The 15,949-nt window shown below is 68.4% G+C and carries 14 protein-coding genes; 1 reads left to right on the forward strand and 13 read right to left on the reverse strand.

The features are described 5' to 3' along the window. Positions 1 to 22: 22 nt before the first annotated feature. From IB225_RS03895 to miaA, 13 genes are all read right to left on the reverse strand, one after another. On the reverse strand, positions 23 to 3,115 hold the full coding sequence (locus IB225_RS03895; RefSeq protein WP_192309897.1) for an efflux RND transporter permease subunit: 3,093 nt from the start codon (positions 3,113 to 3,115) through the stop codon (positions 23 to 25). After that, complete coding sequence (locus tag IB225_RS03900; RefSeq protein ID WP_192309898.1) at positions 3,112 to 4,275, reverse strand: efflux RND transporter periplasmic adaptor subunit; 1,164 nt, start codon at positions 4,273 to 4,275, stop codon at positions 3,112 to 3,114. The genes IB225_RS03895 and IB225_RS03900 overlap by 4 nt, the downstream gene beginning before the upstream one ends. Positions 4,276 to 4,400: 125 nt before the next feature. Further along, positions 4,401 to 4,706 (reverse strand): hypothetical protein, encoded by a 306-nt coding sequence (locus IB225_RS03905; RefSeq protein WP_225583252.1) that lies wholly within the window; start codon positions 4,704 to 4,706, stop codon positions 4,401 to 4,403. A 148-nt stretch (positions 4,707 to 4,854) separates the two neighbouring features. Then, positions 4,855 to 5,169 (reverse strand): hypothetical protein, encoded by a 315-nt coding sequence (locus tag IB225_RS03910; RefSeq protein WP_225583253.1) that lies wholly within the window; start codon positions 5,167 to 5,169, stop codon positions 4,855 to 4,857. 146 nt (positions 5,170 to 5,315) lie between these two features. Further along, complete coding sequence (locus IB225_RS03915) at positions 5,316 to 5,615, reverse strand: hypothetical protein (RefSeq protein ID WP_192310907.1); 300 nt, start codon at positions 5,613 to 5,615, stop codon at positions 5,316 to 5,318. Positions 5,616 to 5,858: 243 nt separating this feature from the next. Then, the gene (locus IB225_RS03920; RefSeq protein WP_192309900.1) at positions 5,859 to 7,151 is read right to left on the reverse strand and encodes an adenylosuccinate synthase; all 1,293 of its coding nucleotides are present in this window, start codon (positions 7,149 to 7,151) and stop codon (positions 5,859 to 5,861) included. A 253-nt stretch (positions 7,152 to 7,404) separates the two neighbouring features. After that, on the reverse strand, positions 7,405 to 7,854 hold the full coding sequence (locus tag IB225_RS03925; protein WP_192309901.1) for a DUF559 domain-containing protein: 450 nt from the start codon (positions 7,852 to 7,854) through the stop codon (positions 7,405 to 7,407). 151 nt (positions 7,855 to 8,005) lie between these two features. Beyond that, entirely contained in the window at positions 8,006 to 8,191 is a 186-nt protein-coding gene (locus IB225_RS03930) for a DUF2065 family protein (protein WP_192309903.1), read from the reverse strand. Positions 8,192 to 8,297: 106 nt separating this feature from the next. Then, positions 8,298 to 9,161: a protease modulator HflC gene (gene hflC / locus IB225_RS03935; protein WP_192309905.1), complete on the reverse strand. Its 864-nt coding sequence runs from the start codon at positions 9,159 to 9,161 to the stop codon at positions 8,298 to 8,300. Then, on the reverse strand, positions 9,158 to 10,282 hold the full coding sequence (hflK, locus tag IB225_RS03940; protein WP_192309907.1) for an FtsH protease activity modulator HflK: 1,125 nt from the start codon (positions 10,280 to 10,282) through the stop codon (positions 9,158 to 9,160). The genes hflC and hflK overlap by 4 nt, the downstream gene beginning before the upstream one ends. A 229-nt stretch (positions 10,283 to 10,511) precedes the next feature. Further along, the gene (gene hflX, locus IB225_RS03945) at positions 10,512 to 11,852 is read right to left on the reverse strand and encodes a ribosome rescue GTPase HflX (protein WP_192309913.1); all 1,341 of its coding nucleotides are present in this window, start codon (positions 11,850 to 11,852) and stop codon (positions 10,512 to 10,514) included. Between the two features lie 34 nt (positions 11,853 to 11,886). After that, the gene (gene hfq / locus IB225_RS03950; RefSeq protein ID WP_062355623.1) at positions 11,887 to 12,165 is read right to left on the reverse strand and encodes an RNA chaperone Hfq; all 279 of its coding nucleotides are present in this window, start codon (positions 12,163 to 12,165) and stop codon (positions 11,887 to 11,889) included. 166 nt (positions 12,166 to 12,331) lie between these two features. Next, complete coding sequence (miaA, locus tag IB225_RS03955) at positions 12,332 to 13,288, reverse strand: tRNA (adenosine(37)-N6)-dimethylallyltransferase MiaA (RefSeq protein ID WP_192309914.1); 957 nt, start codon at positions 13,286 to 13,288, stop codon at positions 12,332 to 12,334. Between the two features lie 239 nt (positions 13,289 to 13,527). Between miaA and IB225_RS03960 the strand changes: the two genes are divergently transcribed. Continuing rightward, positions 13,528 to 15,936 (forward strand): hypothetical protein, encoded by a 2,409-nt coding sequence (locus IB225_RS03960; RefSeq protein WP_192309916.1) that lies wholly within the window; start codon positions 13,528 to 13,530, stop codon positions 15,934 to 15,936. The last annotated feature ends 13 nt before the right edge of the window (positions 15,937 to 15,949 follow it).

Raw genomic sequence — 15,949 nt, forward strand, 5'->3', positions numbered from 1 at the left:
ATGTGCTCCTTGTCCATCGTGTTCATGCGCCCGCCTCCACCGCCGCCGCGTCCGGACTGCGGCGCGCGGCGACGGCCGTGCGCACGCGGCCGATGACGTCGTCGACCAGGCTGTAGACCACCGGCACGACCAGCAGGCACAGCACGGTGGAAGTGAGCAGCCCGCCGATGACGACGATCGCCATGGGCGCGCGGAAACTGGGATCGGCCCCGATGCCCAGCGCGACCGGCAACATGCCGGCGCCCATCGCGAGCGTGGTCATGACGATGGGGCGGGCGCGCTTGCGGCAGGCATCGATGATGGCGCTCGCGCGGTCCATGCCATGGTCGCGGCGCGCGATGACGATGTAGTCCACCAGCAGGATGGAGTTCTTGGTGGTGATGCCCATCAGCATGATCAGTCCGATCATCGACGGCATCGACAGCGAGGCGCCGGTGAGGAACAGCGCCAGGAACGCGCCCGGAATGGCCAGCACCAGCGCCACCAGCACGGTCATCGGCTGCGCGAAGTCCTTCAGCAGCAGCACCAGCACGGCGTAGACGCAGAAGATGCCGGCCATCATCGCGACGGCGAAGCCGACCACCAGTTCGCCCATCACTTCGGCCTCGCCGGTGGCGGCATGGACCACGCCGCGCGGCAGGTTGCGCAGGCTGGGCAGTTTGTCGGCGGCGGCTTCGACATCGCCCAGCGGCTGTCCGCCGAGCTCGACCGCGAACTCGACGTTGCGCATGCGGTCGTAGCGCGTCAGTTCCGACGGACCGGTCAGCAGTTGCAGGTCGGCCACGCTTTCCAGCGGCACCGGTCCGCGCGCGCCGGGCACCGGCAGGCGGCGCAGCGTGTCGAGGTCGTCGCGGCCGCGGTCGGCCAATCGCACCACCACCGGCACCTGCCGCTCGCTGAGGTTCAACTTGGCCAGGTCCTGGCGGTAGTCGCCGGCGGTGGCGATGCGCAGGGTTTCGGCGATGGCGGACGACGTGACGCCCAGGTCGGCGGCGCGCGCGAAATCCGGCCGCACCACCAGTTCCGGACGTACCAGGCTGGCGGACGAAGTGACCGCGCCGACACCGGGGATGCCGCGCAGTTCGCGTTCCACCACCGCGGCATGGCGCGCGAGGGCCGCGCCGTCTTCCGACGCCAGCACCAGTTCGTAGCCTTCGTCGTCACCACCGCCCACGCGGATGCGGGCGCCGGGCAGCTGTGCAAGCTCGTCGCGCAGGCGACTCTCGATCTGCTGCCGCGTCAGGTCGCGCTCGCTGCGCGGCGCGAGGTTGGCGGTGATCGTGGCGGTGGTGACGGTGCCGGGCTGCGCATCCTCGCCCGGTTCACCGCCGCCGGTGCTCGCGCCGATCGCGGTATAGACGGACACCACCTGGGGTTGCGCCGCGATCAGCGTGCGGGCGCGTTCGGCCAGCGCACGCGTGTCCTGCAGCGTGCTGCCGGGCGGCAGGGTCAGCGTCACCTGCGCCTGGTTGCCGTCGTCGGCTGGAATGAACTCGCCGGGCAGCAGCGCCGCGACGCCGAGTCCGCACACCACCAGCAACGCGGCGGCACCGATCGTCGCCGTGCGATGCCGCAGGCAGGCGTCCGCCAGTTGCAGGTAGCGCGCCAGCCAGCGCGGCGGCGCGTGAACCTTCTTCGGCGCCTTCAGCAGGTACGCCGCCATCGTCGGCGTCAGCATGCGCGCGACCACCAGCGAGAAGAACACCGCCACCGCCGCGGTCCAGCCGAACTGCACGAAGTACATGCCCACTTCCCCGCCCATCAGCGAGGTGGGCAGGAACACCGCGATCAGCGTGAACGTGGTGGCCACCACCGCCAGCCCGATTTCGTCGGCCGCCTCGGTCGCCGCACGCAGCGGCGTCTTGCCCATCAGCAGGTGGCGCTCGATGTTCTCGATCTCGACGATGGCGTCGTCCACCAGCACGCCGACCACCAGCGACAGCGACAGCAGCGACACCGTGTTGAGGCTGAAGCCCATCAGGTGCATCACCGCGAACGTCGGGATGGCCGACAGCGGCAGCGCCACCGCCGCGATCAGCGTGGCGCGGCCGTCGCGCAGGAAGCAGAACACCACCAGCACGGCCAGCGCCGCACCTTCGTACAGCAGCATCATCGAGCCGTGGTAGTTCTCGGCGATGGGCGTCACGTGGTCGACGGCTTCGGCGAAGACGATCTCCGGATGCGCGGCGCGCAGGTCATCGATCACCGCGCGCGAAGCCTCGGCCACGTCGAGTTCACCGGCACCGCGCGAGCGCAGCACGTCGAAGGCGACCACCGGCCGGCCATCCATCAGTGCCATCGAACGCGGCTCGGCGACGGTGTCGGTGACGTTCGCCACCTGGTCCATGCGCAGCCGCCGGCCGTCGCTGAGCGACACGTCCAGGCGCGCGATGTCCTGCGCGGCTTCGACGGTGGCGATGGTGCGCACCGACTGCTCGGTGCCGCCGACATCGACGCGGCCGCCGGAGGCTTCCTGCTGCAGCTCGCGCAGCTGCCGCGAGAGATCGGCTGCCGTGGTGTTGAATGCCAGCAGGCGGACCGGATCGAGTTCGACGCGCACCTCGCGGTCGACACCGCCGACGCGCGATACCGCCCCCACGCCGGGCACGGCCAGCAGCTTCTTGCTGACCTGGCTGTCGACGAACCACGACAGCGCCTCGTCGTCGCGCGTGGCCGAGGACACGGTATAGGTCAGTACGGGCGCGGCAGCGAGTTCGCGCTTCTTGATGATCGGATCTTCCAGGTCCGCGGGCAGGTTGGCACGGGTGGCGGAGACGGCGTCGCGCACGTCGTCCATCGCCTGCTGCACCGGCGTGCCGACCTGGAACTCGGCGGTGATCGTGGCGACACCATCGGTGAGCGTGCTGACGATGTGCTTGAGGCCCTGCACGTTGGCCAGCGAGTCCTCGATCTTGCGCGCGACGTCGTTCTCCAGCTGCGCGGGCGAAGCGCCCGGCAACACCGCGGTCACGGTGATGACCGGGAAGTCGATGTCGGGGAAGTTCTGCACCTTCATCGCGAGGAAGCCGCCGACGCCGGCCAGCGTCAGCAGGATGAAGAGCAGCGTGGTGGCGACCGGATTGCGGATGGACCAGGTGGAGACGTTGAGGTTCACGGGGCGCTCCGCGCCAGCGCTTCGGCATTCGAGCGCGCGACAGCGGAGACGCGCACCTCGGCGCGTTCACGCGCGGCCTCGACCACGCGCACGGTGTCGCCCTCGTTGAGGAAGCCGAGGCCGGCGGCGATCACCGCGTCCGTGGCGGCCAGGCCGGAAGCGATCTCGATGCGGTCGCCGGTGCGGCGGCCCACCACGACCTTCTTCGCGACGACCTCCGAGGCCGGACCGACACGCATCACGTAGTGGAAGCCATCGCGCAGCAGCACGGCGCCCAAGGGCAGCGTCAGCGTGTCGGCTTCGCGCACGTCGACATGGCCGGTGACGAAGGCGCCGGCGCGAAGCGCATCGCTGCGCGGCAGGTCGACGTAGACCAGGCCGCTGCGCGTCTGCGTGTCGATGTCGGGCGCGACCATGCGCAGCGTGCCGCGCACCTCGCCGTGTCCGGGCACCTGCAGCCGCACGTCCTGGCCGGGCGCGAGCGCATCGAGATCGGCGACGGCGACGGCAGCGCGCCATTCCAGCCGGCCGTCCTTGATCATGCGGAACAGCTCCTGCCCCGCCGGCACCACCGCACCCACGGTGGCGCTGCGCGCGGTGATGACGCCATCGCTGGGCGCGAGCACGCGTGTCTGGGCCAGGCGCTTGCGCTGGCGTTGTTCGGTCGCGCGCGCCGCATCCAGTCGCGCCCGTGCGACCGCTGCGGCGGCGAGGTATTGCTCGATCTGCTGCCGGGACATCGCGCCGGATCCGTCGAGCGCTTCCGCACGCCGCGCGTTGCCCGCGGCTTCCAGCGATTCGGCCTGCGCGACGGCGACGGCCGCGGCGGCTTCGGCCGCATCGGCCTCGACCAGTGCGGGATCGAACGTCGCCAGCACCTGGCCACGACGCACGTCATCGCCGACGTTGACGCGGACCTCGGTCAGGCGCAGTGCTTCGGTGTCGGCGCCGATGCTGGCTTCCTGCCACGCGACGATGCTGCCGCTCGCCGGCACCCGCACCGGCAGGGTTTCCACGCGCGGCCGGGTCAGGCTGACCGACAGCACCGGCGTGGGTTCGGCCGGCGCGGCCGCGGCATCGTCGCGGCCGATACCGGCAGCAAGCAGGACGACCGCGACAACGGCGACGGCCAGGACAAGGGCGATGCGACCGCGCTTCATGGGGAAGGGATTCCTCGGACTCCGGTTCCACGGCACGCATCGACGCGCCGCGGCAGCACGCGGAATGGCGTGTGCGCGGCGATGATGGCGGGGGGATGTCGTCGGAATGTCGCGCGGTGCGCGCGTCAGTCGCGAAGCTTCAGCGTCGGATTCTCATCGATCGTGCCGTCTTCGTTGACCACTACGAAGCGGTCGCCTTCGCGGTTGAACAGCACGGGGATCGGGGTCTTGAACAATGGGCGGCGCACGAACTTCAGGCGCCAGTGGAACGCTTCCATGGTCTGCACGGTGGCCTGCTGTTCCGGCGTGAGGCCGGCCAGCAGCGCGGCGTCGTCCATCGTCGGGGCGCCTTTGCGGCGCTCGGGCGTGCGGGGGGCGGTGCCGGCGGTGTCCGGCTCGGGGAGGTCACGGGGGCGTTGCGGATCCGTCATCCGGGTGGGGGCTCCTGATGGCGTGGAAGAACACGCACGCCACCGGCGCGCGCAGGGTTACACCCTGTATCGGCCGACAGGAACAAAACGTGAGGACGGATTTGGGATATCTAGGTTCGGTTCAGCGATGTGGAGCCGTCGCAGCGGATCAGACGCGCAGCTGCAGCGTGGGTTGTTCGTTGAGGGTGCCGTCTTCTTCGATCACCACGTAGCGCGTGTCTTCGCGGTCGAACAGCACCGGGATGGGCGCCTGGAACAGCGGGCGACGCACGAAGGCCAGGCGCCAGTGGAAGATTTCCAGTGCTTCCAGCGTCATCAGCTGCGCCGGCGTCAGGCCGACGCGCAGGGATCCGGGATCCTGTGCGGGAGGCGCCTTGCGGCGTTCCGGCGCAGCGGCCTTGGCCGGCGCGGGAGACGGCCAGGGTCCGGTGATGACGGCGGCACGGGCGGTATTGCGGTACATGGGGGGAACTCCAGCGATGACGAGCGACACCTGTTATCGATAACGGCCAGGCGCCGTCTTCATTAAGGGTCGTGAGGAGACATGCAAGGCGTGTGCCGGAATCGCGACCGCGCAAGCGGTCCCCGCGGTTAGTCCGTGGCGTGCGCTCAGTCGCGCAGTTGCAACGCGGGGTGTTCGTCGATGCTGCCGTCTTCGCGGATCACCACATAGCGGCTGCCGTCGCGATTGAACAGCACCGGAATGGGCGCCTTGAACACCGGCCAGCGCACGAAGCCCAACCGCCACTGGAAGCTTTCCATCGTGTCGAGGGTGTCCAGCTGCGCGCGCGACAGGCCGGAGCGCAGGGCCACGGGATCGTCTGCGGAGGTGGGGTCGCGACGCTCGTAAGGGACGACGGCATCGTCGGCGATCAGCTCGTCGTGCACGGGATCAGTCGGGTCATGCATGGAAGTCGGCTCTGCGGAAAGCGGACGCGCACGCGCACGGACGGCGAACAGCGGCCGACGCAGGCGCAACCAGGGAAAGGAAACTTCTCGCGTTCGGCGCCCTTGCAGCGGGCCCGCCGTTACCGCACAAAAAAAGCCCCGCGATCGCGGGGCTTCCTTGCAGTGCGGCGTGCTTCCGTGCACACCTCAACTGTCGCGCTGGCATGGGGCGGCAGGACAGCCCGCACCCGGACGCACGTCACGTTATGCGAACGGATCCTGCAGAACCATCGTGTGGTCGCGGTCCGGACCGGTGCTGACGATGGCCAGCGGGCAACCGGACAGTTCTTCCAGCGCGCGCAGGTAGGCACGGGCGGCCGGCGGCAGCTTGTCCCACTCGGTGATGCCGTGGGTGTTCTCTTCCCAACCCGGGAATTCCAGATACACCGGCGTGCACTCTTCCCAGCCCGCCGCGTCCAGCGGTGCGTACTCGGTGCGCTTGCCGCGGTACTCGTACGCGATGCATATCTTCAGCGTCTTCATGCCGTCCAGCACGTCGAGCTTGGTGATGCACAGGCCGGAGATGCCGTTGATGGCGACGGCACGCTTCAGCGCGACGATGTCCATCCAGCCGCAGCGACGCGGCCGGCCGGTGGAGGCGCCGTATTCCTGGCCGCGGTCGCGGATGCCCTGGCCGATTTCGTCGTCCAGTTCGGTCGGGAACGGGCCACCGCCGACGCGCGTAGCGTAGGCCTTGCAGATGCCCAGCACGTAGTCGATGGCATCCGCGCCCACGCCGGTGCCGGCGAACGCGCCGCCGACGGTGGTGTTGGAGCTGGTGACGTAGGGATAGGTGCCGTGGTCGATGTCGAGCAGCGCACCCTGCGCGCCTTCGAACAGCACGCGCTTACCCTGCTTGCGCAGGTCGTGCAGGATGCCGGCCACGTCGGACTTCATCGGCTGCACGTATTCGCCGAAGGCGAGTGCTTCGTCGTAGGTCTTCTGGAAATCGACCGCGTCGACGTTGAGGTACTTGGTCAGCACGAAGTTGTGGTAATCCAGCGCCGTGCGCAGCAGCTCTTCCAGCTGCTTGGGGTAATGCAGGTCGGCGACGCGGATGCCGCGGCGCGCCACCTTGTCTTCGTACGCCGGGCCGATGCCGCGGCCGGTGGTGCCGATGGCCTTGCCGCCGGCCGCCTTTTCGCGGGCCTGATCGAGGGCGATGTGGTACGGCATGATCAGCGGGGTGGCCGGCGAGATCTTCAGGCGCGAACGCACTTCCACGCCCGCGGTTTCCAGCTCGGCGATTTCCTTCATCAGCGCGGCCGGCGACAGCACCACGCCGTTGCCGATCAGGCACAGCGCGTCGGGACGCAGGATGCCGGACGGAATCAGGTGGAGAACGGTCTTCTTGCCACCGATGACCAGCGTGTGGCCGGCATTGTGGCCGCCCTGGAAACGGACGACGGCACCGATTTCCTCGGTGAGCAGATCGACGATCTTGCCCTTGCCTTCATCGCCCCACTGGGCGCCGAGAACGACGACTGACTGACCCATGACGGGTAACTCCTCGATTGTTGGCGGCCATCGGGGCCACCGGAAGGGTCGTGCTGGTCCTCGACGCCGTTGCCGCCGGCTGACTCCATCGGGGAGCCGCCCGCCACGCCGGGCCCAGACACGGAAAAAGCCGGCGGTCTTCCCACGCAGGGAGCCCGTCCGGCTTTTGTGCATTATCCGGGTTTCCGGGGACGGGGGCTACCCTGCCGGGGCCGGCGGTCTGAATGTTCAGGAATGGGGCAAAAGCGCCCCCTCATCCGCCCTTGAGGCTCCCTTTACCCCTAGACAGCGAAGAAGGACGCAACCCGGCACTCCGCTTCCCTTCTCCCTGCGAAGCGGGGAGAAGGTGCCCGAAGGGCGGATGAGGGGCGAGCGCGATGGTGATCGCCATCAGTACGGCATCCGTCTCGCGCAACACGACGTCGTTCCAGAATCGCAGGACCTCGAAGCCTTCGCGCTGCAGGCGGAGGGTACGCAGAGCGTCTTGCCTGACCTGTTGCAGATGCTGACTTCCATCCAGCTCGATCACCAGGCCAGCTTCCAGACAGACAAAATCGGCGAAGTAAGGGCCGACGCGATGTTGACGTCGGAACTTCCATCCCAGCAGGCGCCGGTTGCGCAACTGCCACCACAGCACGCGCTCTGCTTCGGTTTGTTCCTGACGCAGGCGACGCTCGCGTTCGTGATCCAAGACACTTCGCATGTGGCGCTCTCCAGCGGATGGAGAACAGCCTGGCTTTTACGCATCGCGCGAGGAATCGGACAAAGGCATAACGACGGATAGGAAAGCGCCCCTCATCCGCCTTCGGCACCTTCTCCCCGTTGGCACGGGGAGAAGGAAACGCCAACGCGCGTCAGCGCTTCAGCGCCCACAGGAACGTCAATCCGAAGATCAGGATGAAGCCGCCTACCGCGCGGACCTGGCCATCGGACATCCGCAGCAGTTGCATCACGCCGCGCTTCCAGCCGGCGGGAATGGCGAACAGCACCAGGCCTTCCAGGATGGCGACCAGGCAGAGGGCGGACCAGAGTTCGGACATGGAAACTTCCTTCACCGCGCGATGCGGGCGATGGGGGCGGGCAGCGCCGCGCGAGATGCAGGGGATGGAACGAAGCCGGCCGCCCTGGGGCGGCCGGCGGTGGAACTCAGCGATCGCTGCGCATGTACTGCAGGAAGGGGTCGTCCTTGTCCAGCACGATCACGCCCTGCCCGTCCTTGAACGAGGCACGATAGGCCTCCAGGCTGCGCTGGAAGGCGTAGAACGAGGCGTCGCGGCCGGCGGCCTGGCCGTAGATGCGGGCGGCTTCGGCGTCGCCTTCACCGCGCAGCTTCTGCGCGTCGCGCTCGGCTTCGGCCAGCAGCACCGCGACATCGCGGTTGGCCTGCGCCATGACGATCCGCGCCTGCTCGGCACCCTGTGCACGTAGGGCACTGGCCACCTGCTTGCGTTCGGCGCTCATGCGGTCGTAGACCTGTCCGATGACTTCGCTGTCGGTGGGCAGGTCGATCTGCTTGAAGCGGATGTCGACGATCTGCATGCCCAGGGTCTTGGCGCCGGCGTTGATGCCCGGCAGCTGCTTCTCGATCAGCTCGTTGCGGTTGCCGGACACCAGCTGGGTCAGCGTGCGCGAGTTGATCTCGTTACGCAGCGATTCCTTGATGATCGGCGCCAGGCGGTCGGTCGCCGTCTCCTGGTTGCCGCCCGTGGCGCGGTAGAAATCCGCGGCATTGACGATGAAGCCGATGGCGATGAAGTCGACGCTGACGTCCTTGCGCTCGGAGGTCAACGAGCGTTCCGGCGGAAACTCGTTGGCGGTGAAGCGGCGATCGAACACGCGCGCGGTTTCCACCAGCGGCAGCTTGAAATGCAGGCCGGGGCCGATCTCGCTGCGCACCACGCGGCCCAGGTTGAGCACCAGGCCCACCTGCCCTTCGCGCACCACGTACACCGAGCCCATCAGGCCCAGCAGCACGGCCACGACGATACCGACGATCAGGGAATTCCTCATGGCTGCGCCTCCTCACGGCCGGTCGGACGCGGGCTGCGCGTCGAATTGCGGGGACTGACCGGGGTGCTTTCGACCTGCGGCAGAACTTCAGTCGGAATGACGCCAGCCGGCGGCTGCGCACTCGCGGGCGCATTGCCCATCGGCACATAGATCAGCTGGCGGCTGTCGCCGCCGACGACCTTGCGGTTACCGCCCAGCACTTGCTGCACGGTGTCCAGCCACAGGCGCTTGCGGGTGACTTCGGGGGCGTTGCGGTACTCGTCCAGCAACAGGGTGAAGCGGGTCGCGTCACCGGTCGCCTTGGCGATGGCGGCGGTCTTGTAACCCTCCGCCGCGGTGCGCACGCCCTGCGCCTGGCCGCGCGCTTCGGGCACGATCTTGGCCGCTTCGGCACGGGCCTGGCTGACCACGCGCTCGTTTTCCTGCTGGGCGCTGTTGACCTCGTCGAACGCGGGCTTGACCTGCTCCGGCGGACGCGCGTCCTGCAGGCTCAGTTCGGTGACGACCAGACCGGTGCGATAGGCCTCCAGCGAGCCCTGCAGGGCGGTGCTGGCGGCGGCGGACAACGGGCCGCGGGCATTCAGCGCGGCATCCAGGTTGGAGCGGCCGATCACTTCGCGCACGGCGCTCTGCGCGGTCTGCTCCAGCACGCGGGTAGCATCGGTGGTGCCGAACAGGAACAGCTTGGGATCGCCCACGCGGTACTGCACGTTGAACGACACGGTGATGATGTTCTCGTCGCGGGTCAGCACCGGCAGGCTGTTGCTGAAGGTACGCACGCCCGTGGCGTTGACCTTGGTGACGCTTTCGATGGGCCACGGGAACTTGAAGTTCGGGCCTGGCTGCATGGTGCGCGCGTACTGGCCGAAGCGCAGCACGACACCACGGTCCTGTTCGCCGATCAGCTGGAAGCTGGAGAACAGCACCAGCAGGCCGATGCCGAGCAGCACCCAGCGCAGCGGACTGCCGCCGCCCCCGATGCCGCCGAACAGGCCGCGCAGGCGCTCGAAGACATCACCGATACCACCGCCTCCCTGCGGGGTGCGTGGCTTCCAGTTGTTATTCCGGTTGCCGTTGTTGCCAGATCCGCCGCTGCCACTGCCGGGGGTGTTCCAGGCCATGCCCACTCCATTCTGAAAGATTCGCGCGGCCGGGGCCGGCGCAGGTTTCGATTCTACTAGATAGGGGCGACCCGGCCGGGAGGCAAGGCCGGGAGGTCATGGGTGCGACGGTCTGCCCTGTGGGAGCGACGTAAGTCGCGAACTTGCCTTACCTACAGGGTCGGTTTGCCGGGGAAGAGCTTCGCGACTTACGTCGCTCCCACACCCATATGCACGGGCCCCGACACTTCTACTGCCAGTCTTCCCGCTCCGCCTGCGGGAGCAGGGCTTCGAGCGGGTGGCCGCCGGCCTGCGACGCGAGTCGCTGGGCGTCGGCCAGGGCGAGGTCGACGGTGACGCGCCAGCCGTTCTCTTCGAAGTCCTCGGCCAGCACCGCGCCGAGTGCATGCAGGCGCGAACGCAGTCGCGCGGAGTTCGCCGGCAGGTGCAGTTCGCCGCGTACGCGCTGGAAGCCCAGCCGTTGCGCCAACGCGCCCTTCAGCAGATCGATCCCCTGCCCGTCGCGCGCCGACAGCCAGACGCGCTCGCGGCCCATGCCGGCACTGGGTGCGTCGCCCTCGTCGACGCCGGGATCGGGCTGGTCGTGGCGCGGGGCAGCGCCGTCGATGCGGTCGATCTTGTTGAACACAAGCATCTGCGGCAGGTCACCGGCGCCGATTTCCTGCAGCACCTCGTCGACCTGCGCGATGCGTTCCTCGCGGTGCGGATCGGCGGCATCGATGACATGCAGCAGCAGGTCGGCCTCGCGCGCTTCGCTCAGCGTGGAGCGGAAGGCGGCGACCAGTTCGTGTGGCAGGTCGCGGACGAACCCGACGGTATCGGCCAGCACCACCGCGCCGCCGGGCAGGTCGATGCGGCGCACCGTGGGATCGAGCGTGGCGAACAGCTGGTCTGCCGCGTACGCCTCGGCACCCGTCAGCACATTGAACAGCGTGGACTTGCCGGCATTGGTGTAGCCGACCAGCGCGACGCGCGGCAGTTCGCTGCGCACGCGGGCGCGACGCATCTGGGTGCGCTGCACTTCGACTTTCTCCAGCCGCTTCTGCAGCTGTTCGACGCGCTTCTGCAGCAGGCGGCGGTCGGTTTCCAACTGGGTTTCGCCGGGGCCGCGCAGACCGATGGAGCCGCCGCGCTGGCGTTCCAGGTGGGTCCAGCCGCGCACCAGGCGCGTGGCCATGTGACGCAGCTGCGCCAGTTCCACCTGCAGCTTGCCTTCGTGGCTACGCGCACGCTGGGCGAAGATGTCCAGGATCAGCCCGGTGCGGTCCAGCACGCGGCGCTGCAGCAGTTTTTCGAGGTTGCGTTCCTGGCCCGGCGACAGCGGGAAGTTCACCAGGATGAGATCGGCGCCGGTGGCATCGGCAGCCGCCTTCACTTCTTCCAGCTTGCCGCTGCCAATCAGCGTGGAAGGATTCGGACGGTCGATGCGCGCCGTCAGCAACGCGGCGATGGTCGCACCGGCGGAGCGCGCCAGATCGCTGAATTCCTCGGTGATGCCGTCGTCGGGACGGCCGCCGGCATGCGGCTGGATCAGCAGCGCATGCTCGCCCTTGCGGGATCTTTCAAACAATGGGGTCGTGCCTCTTCAATCGAGGCACGCATTATCACGCGGTTTCGTCGTCGCCGCCTTCGGCGTCTTCGTCACCCTGCTGCACGTAGCCGCCGCCCGGGCCCACGCGTACGTTGCGCGCCGGCACCACGGTGGAAATCGCGTGCTTGTAGACCATCTGGCTGACGGTATTGCGCAGCAGGACCACGAACTGGTCGAAGGATTCGATGGTGCCCTGCAGCTTGATGCCGTTGACCAGGTAGACCGACACCGGGACGCGCTCGCGCCGCAGTGCATTCAGGAAAGGATCCTGCAGGGATTGCCCCTTGGACATGACGTACTCCCGCCTTGCGTTCTTATAGGTATGTAGTGGTGCCGTGCCGGGCCGACGACCTGCTCCCCTGTCGTCCCGGAACCCCGATGTTACACAACATCGGCCCGGCGGGGCGTTGCCAAGTAAGGCAACTGGTCCCAATTCCGGAGAATGTGGCCCGAACGGCTCACGATGCAGGCAGGAACAGCCCCAGTGCACGGTCCAGGCGGGCGCCGTCGGTGGCCGGATCGAACCAGCGCGCATCCAGTTCCCCGCGCAGCCAGGTCAGCTGGCGCTTGGCGAGCTGCCGCGTCGCGGCGATGGCGCGATCGCGGAAATCGCCCGCGTCGCCCTGCCCGTCCAGGTATTCCCAGGCCTGGCGATAGCCCACCGCGCGTACCGCCGGCAGATCGAGCGGCGCGGGCACTGCCTGCATGCCGGGCAGCGCGCGCAGGCGATGCATTTCGTCGAGGAAGCCGTGTTCGAGCATCAGGTCGAAACGGCGCGCGATGCGCGTGTGCAGCACCGCGCGGTCGGTCGGGGCCAGCACCAGCTTCAGCACCCGGAACGGCAGGCGCGCAGCGCGGGCTTCCTGCTGCCAGTGGCTGATCGGCTTTCCGGTCAGCCGGTAGACCTCCAGCGCGCGCTGGATGCGTTGCGGATCGGTGGCGTGGATGCGGGCCGCGGCCACCGGATCGATGCTCGCCAGCTCGGCATGCAGCGCGGGCCATCCAAGCGTCTGTGCCTGCGAGGCAATGTCGGCGCGCAACGCGGCATCGGCCGCCGGCATGGCCGCCAGGCCTTCGAGCAGGGCCTGGAAGTAGAGTCCCGTGCCGCCGGCCAGCACCGGCAGGCGACCGCGTGCGGCGATGTCGTCCAGCGCACGCCGGGCGTCCTGCGCGAACTCGGCCGCGGAATACGCCTGCCACGGATCGCGCACGTCCAGCAGATGGTGCGGCACGCGCGCCTGTTCGTCTGCCGTGGGCTTGGCCGATCCGACATCGAGGCCGCGGTAGACCAGCGCCGAATCGACGCTGACGATTTCGCCGCCGAAACGCTCCGCCACATCCAGTGCGAACGCCGTCTTGCCCGAAGCGGTCGGGCCCATGATGGCGATGGCGAGCGGGCGTGCGTCGAGCAGCATGCGGGAAGCGAAGGGCGTTGCGCGAGGACGCCAAGCTTAACGCGGCGCCACCGCGGCGAATGGATTCTGCGATGCCGGTCAAGCTTGGCGACGCGCAAGCCGTACGCCCGAGGGACGGTCGTGTACAGTCCCCGGGCGTCCACAGGGGGATGCAGGCTGCGAAGCCGATACGCACGATGCATCGTGCCGTGTTTTCGCCCGCGCAGCGGACGCGACGTTTCCTTGCGCGAGTCGACCGGATGCCTGTTCTTTCGCTGTTCCCGCGGCGGCACCTGCTGCCCCTGTTCGCCCTGGCCGCTTTGCTTTCGGCCTGCGGTACCGAAACCTCCGTGTCCACCTCTGCGGATACCACGTCGGCCACCGCGACGCCCTCGCCTTCCGTCTCCGCACAGCCCTCGCGCGTGATGGCGGCCGCGGTCCCGACCACGGCCGTGCCCAATCCGATCCTGTTCGTGACGCAGGTGCCGATGCAGGGCGATCCGTTCGCCAGCCGCATGTCGACCTTCGCCAACCACCTGCCGAGCATGCTGGCGCTGCCGCGTGGCGGCGACCTGATGATCCGTCATCCCGACGGCACGCTGCGCAACCTGACGAAGGAAGCCGGTTACGGCATGGAAGGCCAGCAGGGCGCCAACGCCATTGCCGTGCGCGAGCCAGCGGTGCACTGGAGCGGAACCAAGGCCATTTTCAGCATGGTGGTGGGTGGCCCGCCGCAGCGTTACGTGCATCCGACGGCGAAGTGGCAGCTGTACGAAATCACCGGCCTGGGCAAGGGCCAGACCGCGGTGATCACCAAGGTGGCGAACCAGCCCGCGGACTACAACAACGTGTCGCCGCTATACGACAGCCAGGACCGGATCCTGTTCACGTCGGACCGTCCGCGCGGCGGCGAGGCCCACCTGTATCCGCAGCTCGACGAATACGAAAGCACACCCACCATCACCGGCATCTGGCAGCTCGATCCGGCCAACGGCCAGGTGCGCCTGCTGAACCATGCGCCGAGCGGCGCGTTCTCGCCCAGCATCGACAGCTACGGCCGGCTGGTCTTCATCCGCTGGGACCACCTGCAGCGCGACCAGCAGGCCGACGCCGGCACCAACGGCGCCTATGACCTGGCCAGCGAATCGTCTGGCGCGGCCAGCATCGGCCTGCAGCCGGAGACCTTCCCCGAATCGCGCACCGGCATGAGCAGCGCCTACGGGAACGTCAACGGCTTCACCTACAACCTGTTCACGCCGTGGCAGATGAACCAGGACGGCACCGAAGAGCTGACGCTCAACCATATCGGCCGCCAGGAACTGTCGTTCGGTTATCTGCCGAAATCGTTCTCCACCGACAGCGCGCTGTCGGACTACTCCAACACCGCGCTGATCGCCAACAAGAAGTACATCCGCATGGATGGCGGCCTGTTCCAGCTGCGCGAGGATCCGACCACGGCAGGCACCTACTACGCGATCTACACGCGCGAGTTCGCCACCGGCGGGACGAACCAGATCGTCCGCATCACGGGCGCGCCCAGCCTCAATGCGGAGCAGATGACGATCGTCGATGCCTCGCCGGCGCCGGATGGCAGCGGCAACCTTGCCGGCGGCCGCTTCCGCAATCCGCTGCCGATGAGCAGCGGCCACATGGTCGCCAGCTACACCAGCAGCCCGGCGTTCCAGGCCGGCGTTCCGCTGCGACTTCACCAGTTGCAGACCAACGCCAGCGGCCTGCTGGTGGCGGGTCCTGCGTTGACGCCCGGCATCACCAAGAACCTGACCTGGTGGGACCCGGACACCCAGCGCAGCTACAACGGCGTGCTGTGGGAAATCGAACCGGTGGAAGTGGTCGCACGTTCGCGCCCGCCGGTGACCACCACGCCGATGGCCTCGCCGGAGGAAGCGGTGTTCGCCGCCGAACAGGTCAACGAGGCCGCATTCCGCGCCTGGCTGAAAGCCAACCAGCTGGCCCTGATCGTCACGCGCAACCAGACCGCGCGCGATCGCGACGACAAGCAGCAGCCCTACAACCTGCGCGTGCCCGGCGGTGTGCAGACACTGGGCGGCAGCGGCAAGATCTACGAGATCTCGCACTACCAGATCCTGCAGGCCAACATGATCCGCGCGTACAACAACGGCTCGATCTACCAGCGCGGCCGCCGTCCGATCGCGCAGCCGATGTCGGTCGCCGCGAATCCATCCAACAGCGGTGGCCCCGCAGGCAGCGTGCGCATCGCGTCCGACGGTTCGACAGCGGCATTCGTGCCGGCCAGTCGTGCGCTGACCTGGCAGAGCACCGACGCCGCAGGCGTCCCGGTGGTGCGTGAGCGTCTGTGGGTGACGTTGCAGCCCGGCGAGATCCGGACCTGCACCGGCTGCCATGGCGAGAACGCGCGCAACCAGGCCGGCGCGACACCATCCACGACGCCGCCGGAAGCGCTGCGATTGCTGCTCCGCCACTGGAAGCAGGAAAACTCGACCGACCCGATCCGGGTCAATGGCTCGCAGCCGCTGGTTCCCAACCGGTCGGCCGCCGCGACGCCGGCGGCCGGTGCGGCGCCCATGCCGGCGAGTACCGGTGCTCCGCTGACGGCCACCTGGTTGAGGGACGTGTCGCCGCCGCGCGCCGGCGCGGCGTCCACCCAGCCCGGACGTGCGGTGCGCTGATCAGGATCGAGCC

The sequence above is a fragment of the Pseudoxanthomonas sp. PXM02 genome, assembly GCF_014851805.1.
GTDB lineage: Bacteria > Pseudomonadota > Gammaproteobacteria > Xanthomonadales > Xanthomonadaceae > Pseudoxanthomonas_A.

Coding starts and splice junctions, on each gene's coding strand:
- IB225_RS03900 (WP_192309898.1), bottom strand. CDS start 4,275: ATGAAGCGCGGTCGCATCGCCCTTGTCCTGGCCGTCGCCGTTGTCGCG.
- IB225_RS03905 (WP_225583252.1), bottom strand. CDS start 4,706: ATGACGGATCCGCAACGCCCCCGTGACCTCCCCGAGCCGGACACCGCC.
- IB225_RS03910 (WP_225583253.1), bottom strand. CDS start 5,169: ATGTACCGCAATACCGCCCGTGCCGCCGTCATCACCGGACCCTGGCCG.
- IB225_RS03915 (WP_192310907.1), bottom strand. CDS start 5,615: ATGCATGACCCGACTGATCCCGTGCACGACGAGCTGATCGCCGACGAT.
- IB225_RS03920 (WP_192309900.1), bottom strand. CDS start 7,151: ATGGGTCAGTCAGTCGTCGTTCTCGGCGCCCAGTGGGGCGATGAAGGC.
- IB225_RS03925 (WP_192309901.1), bottom strand. CDS start 7,854: ATGCGAAGTGTCTTGGATCACGAACGCGAGCGTCGCCTGCGTCAGGAA.
- IB225_RS03930 (WP_192309903.1), bottom strand. CDS start 8,191: ATGTCCGAACTCTGGTCCGCCCTCTGCCTGGTCGCCATCCTGGAAGGC.
- hflC (WP_192309905.1), bottom strand. CDS start 9,161: ATGAGGAATTCCCTGATCGTCGGTATCGTCGTGGCCGTGCTGCTGGGC.
- hflK (WP_192309907.1), bottom strand. CDS start 10,282: ATGGCCTGGAACACCCCCGGCAGTGGCAGCGGCGGATCTGGCAACAAC.
- hfq (WP_062355623.1), bottom strand. CDS start 12,165: ATGTCCAAGGGGCAATCCCTGCAGGATCCTTTCCTGAATGCACTGCGG.
- miaA (WP_192309914.1), bottom strand. CDS start 13,288: ATGCTGCTCGACGCACGCCCGCTCGCCATCGCCATCATGGGCCCGACC.
- IB225_RS03960 (WP_192309916.1), top strand. CDS start 13,528: ATGCCTGTTCTTTCGCTGTTCCCGCGGCGGCACCTGCTGCCCCTGTTC.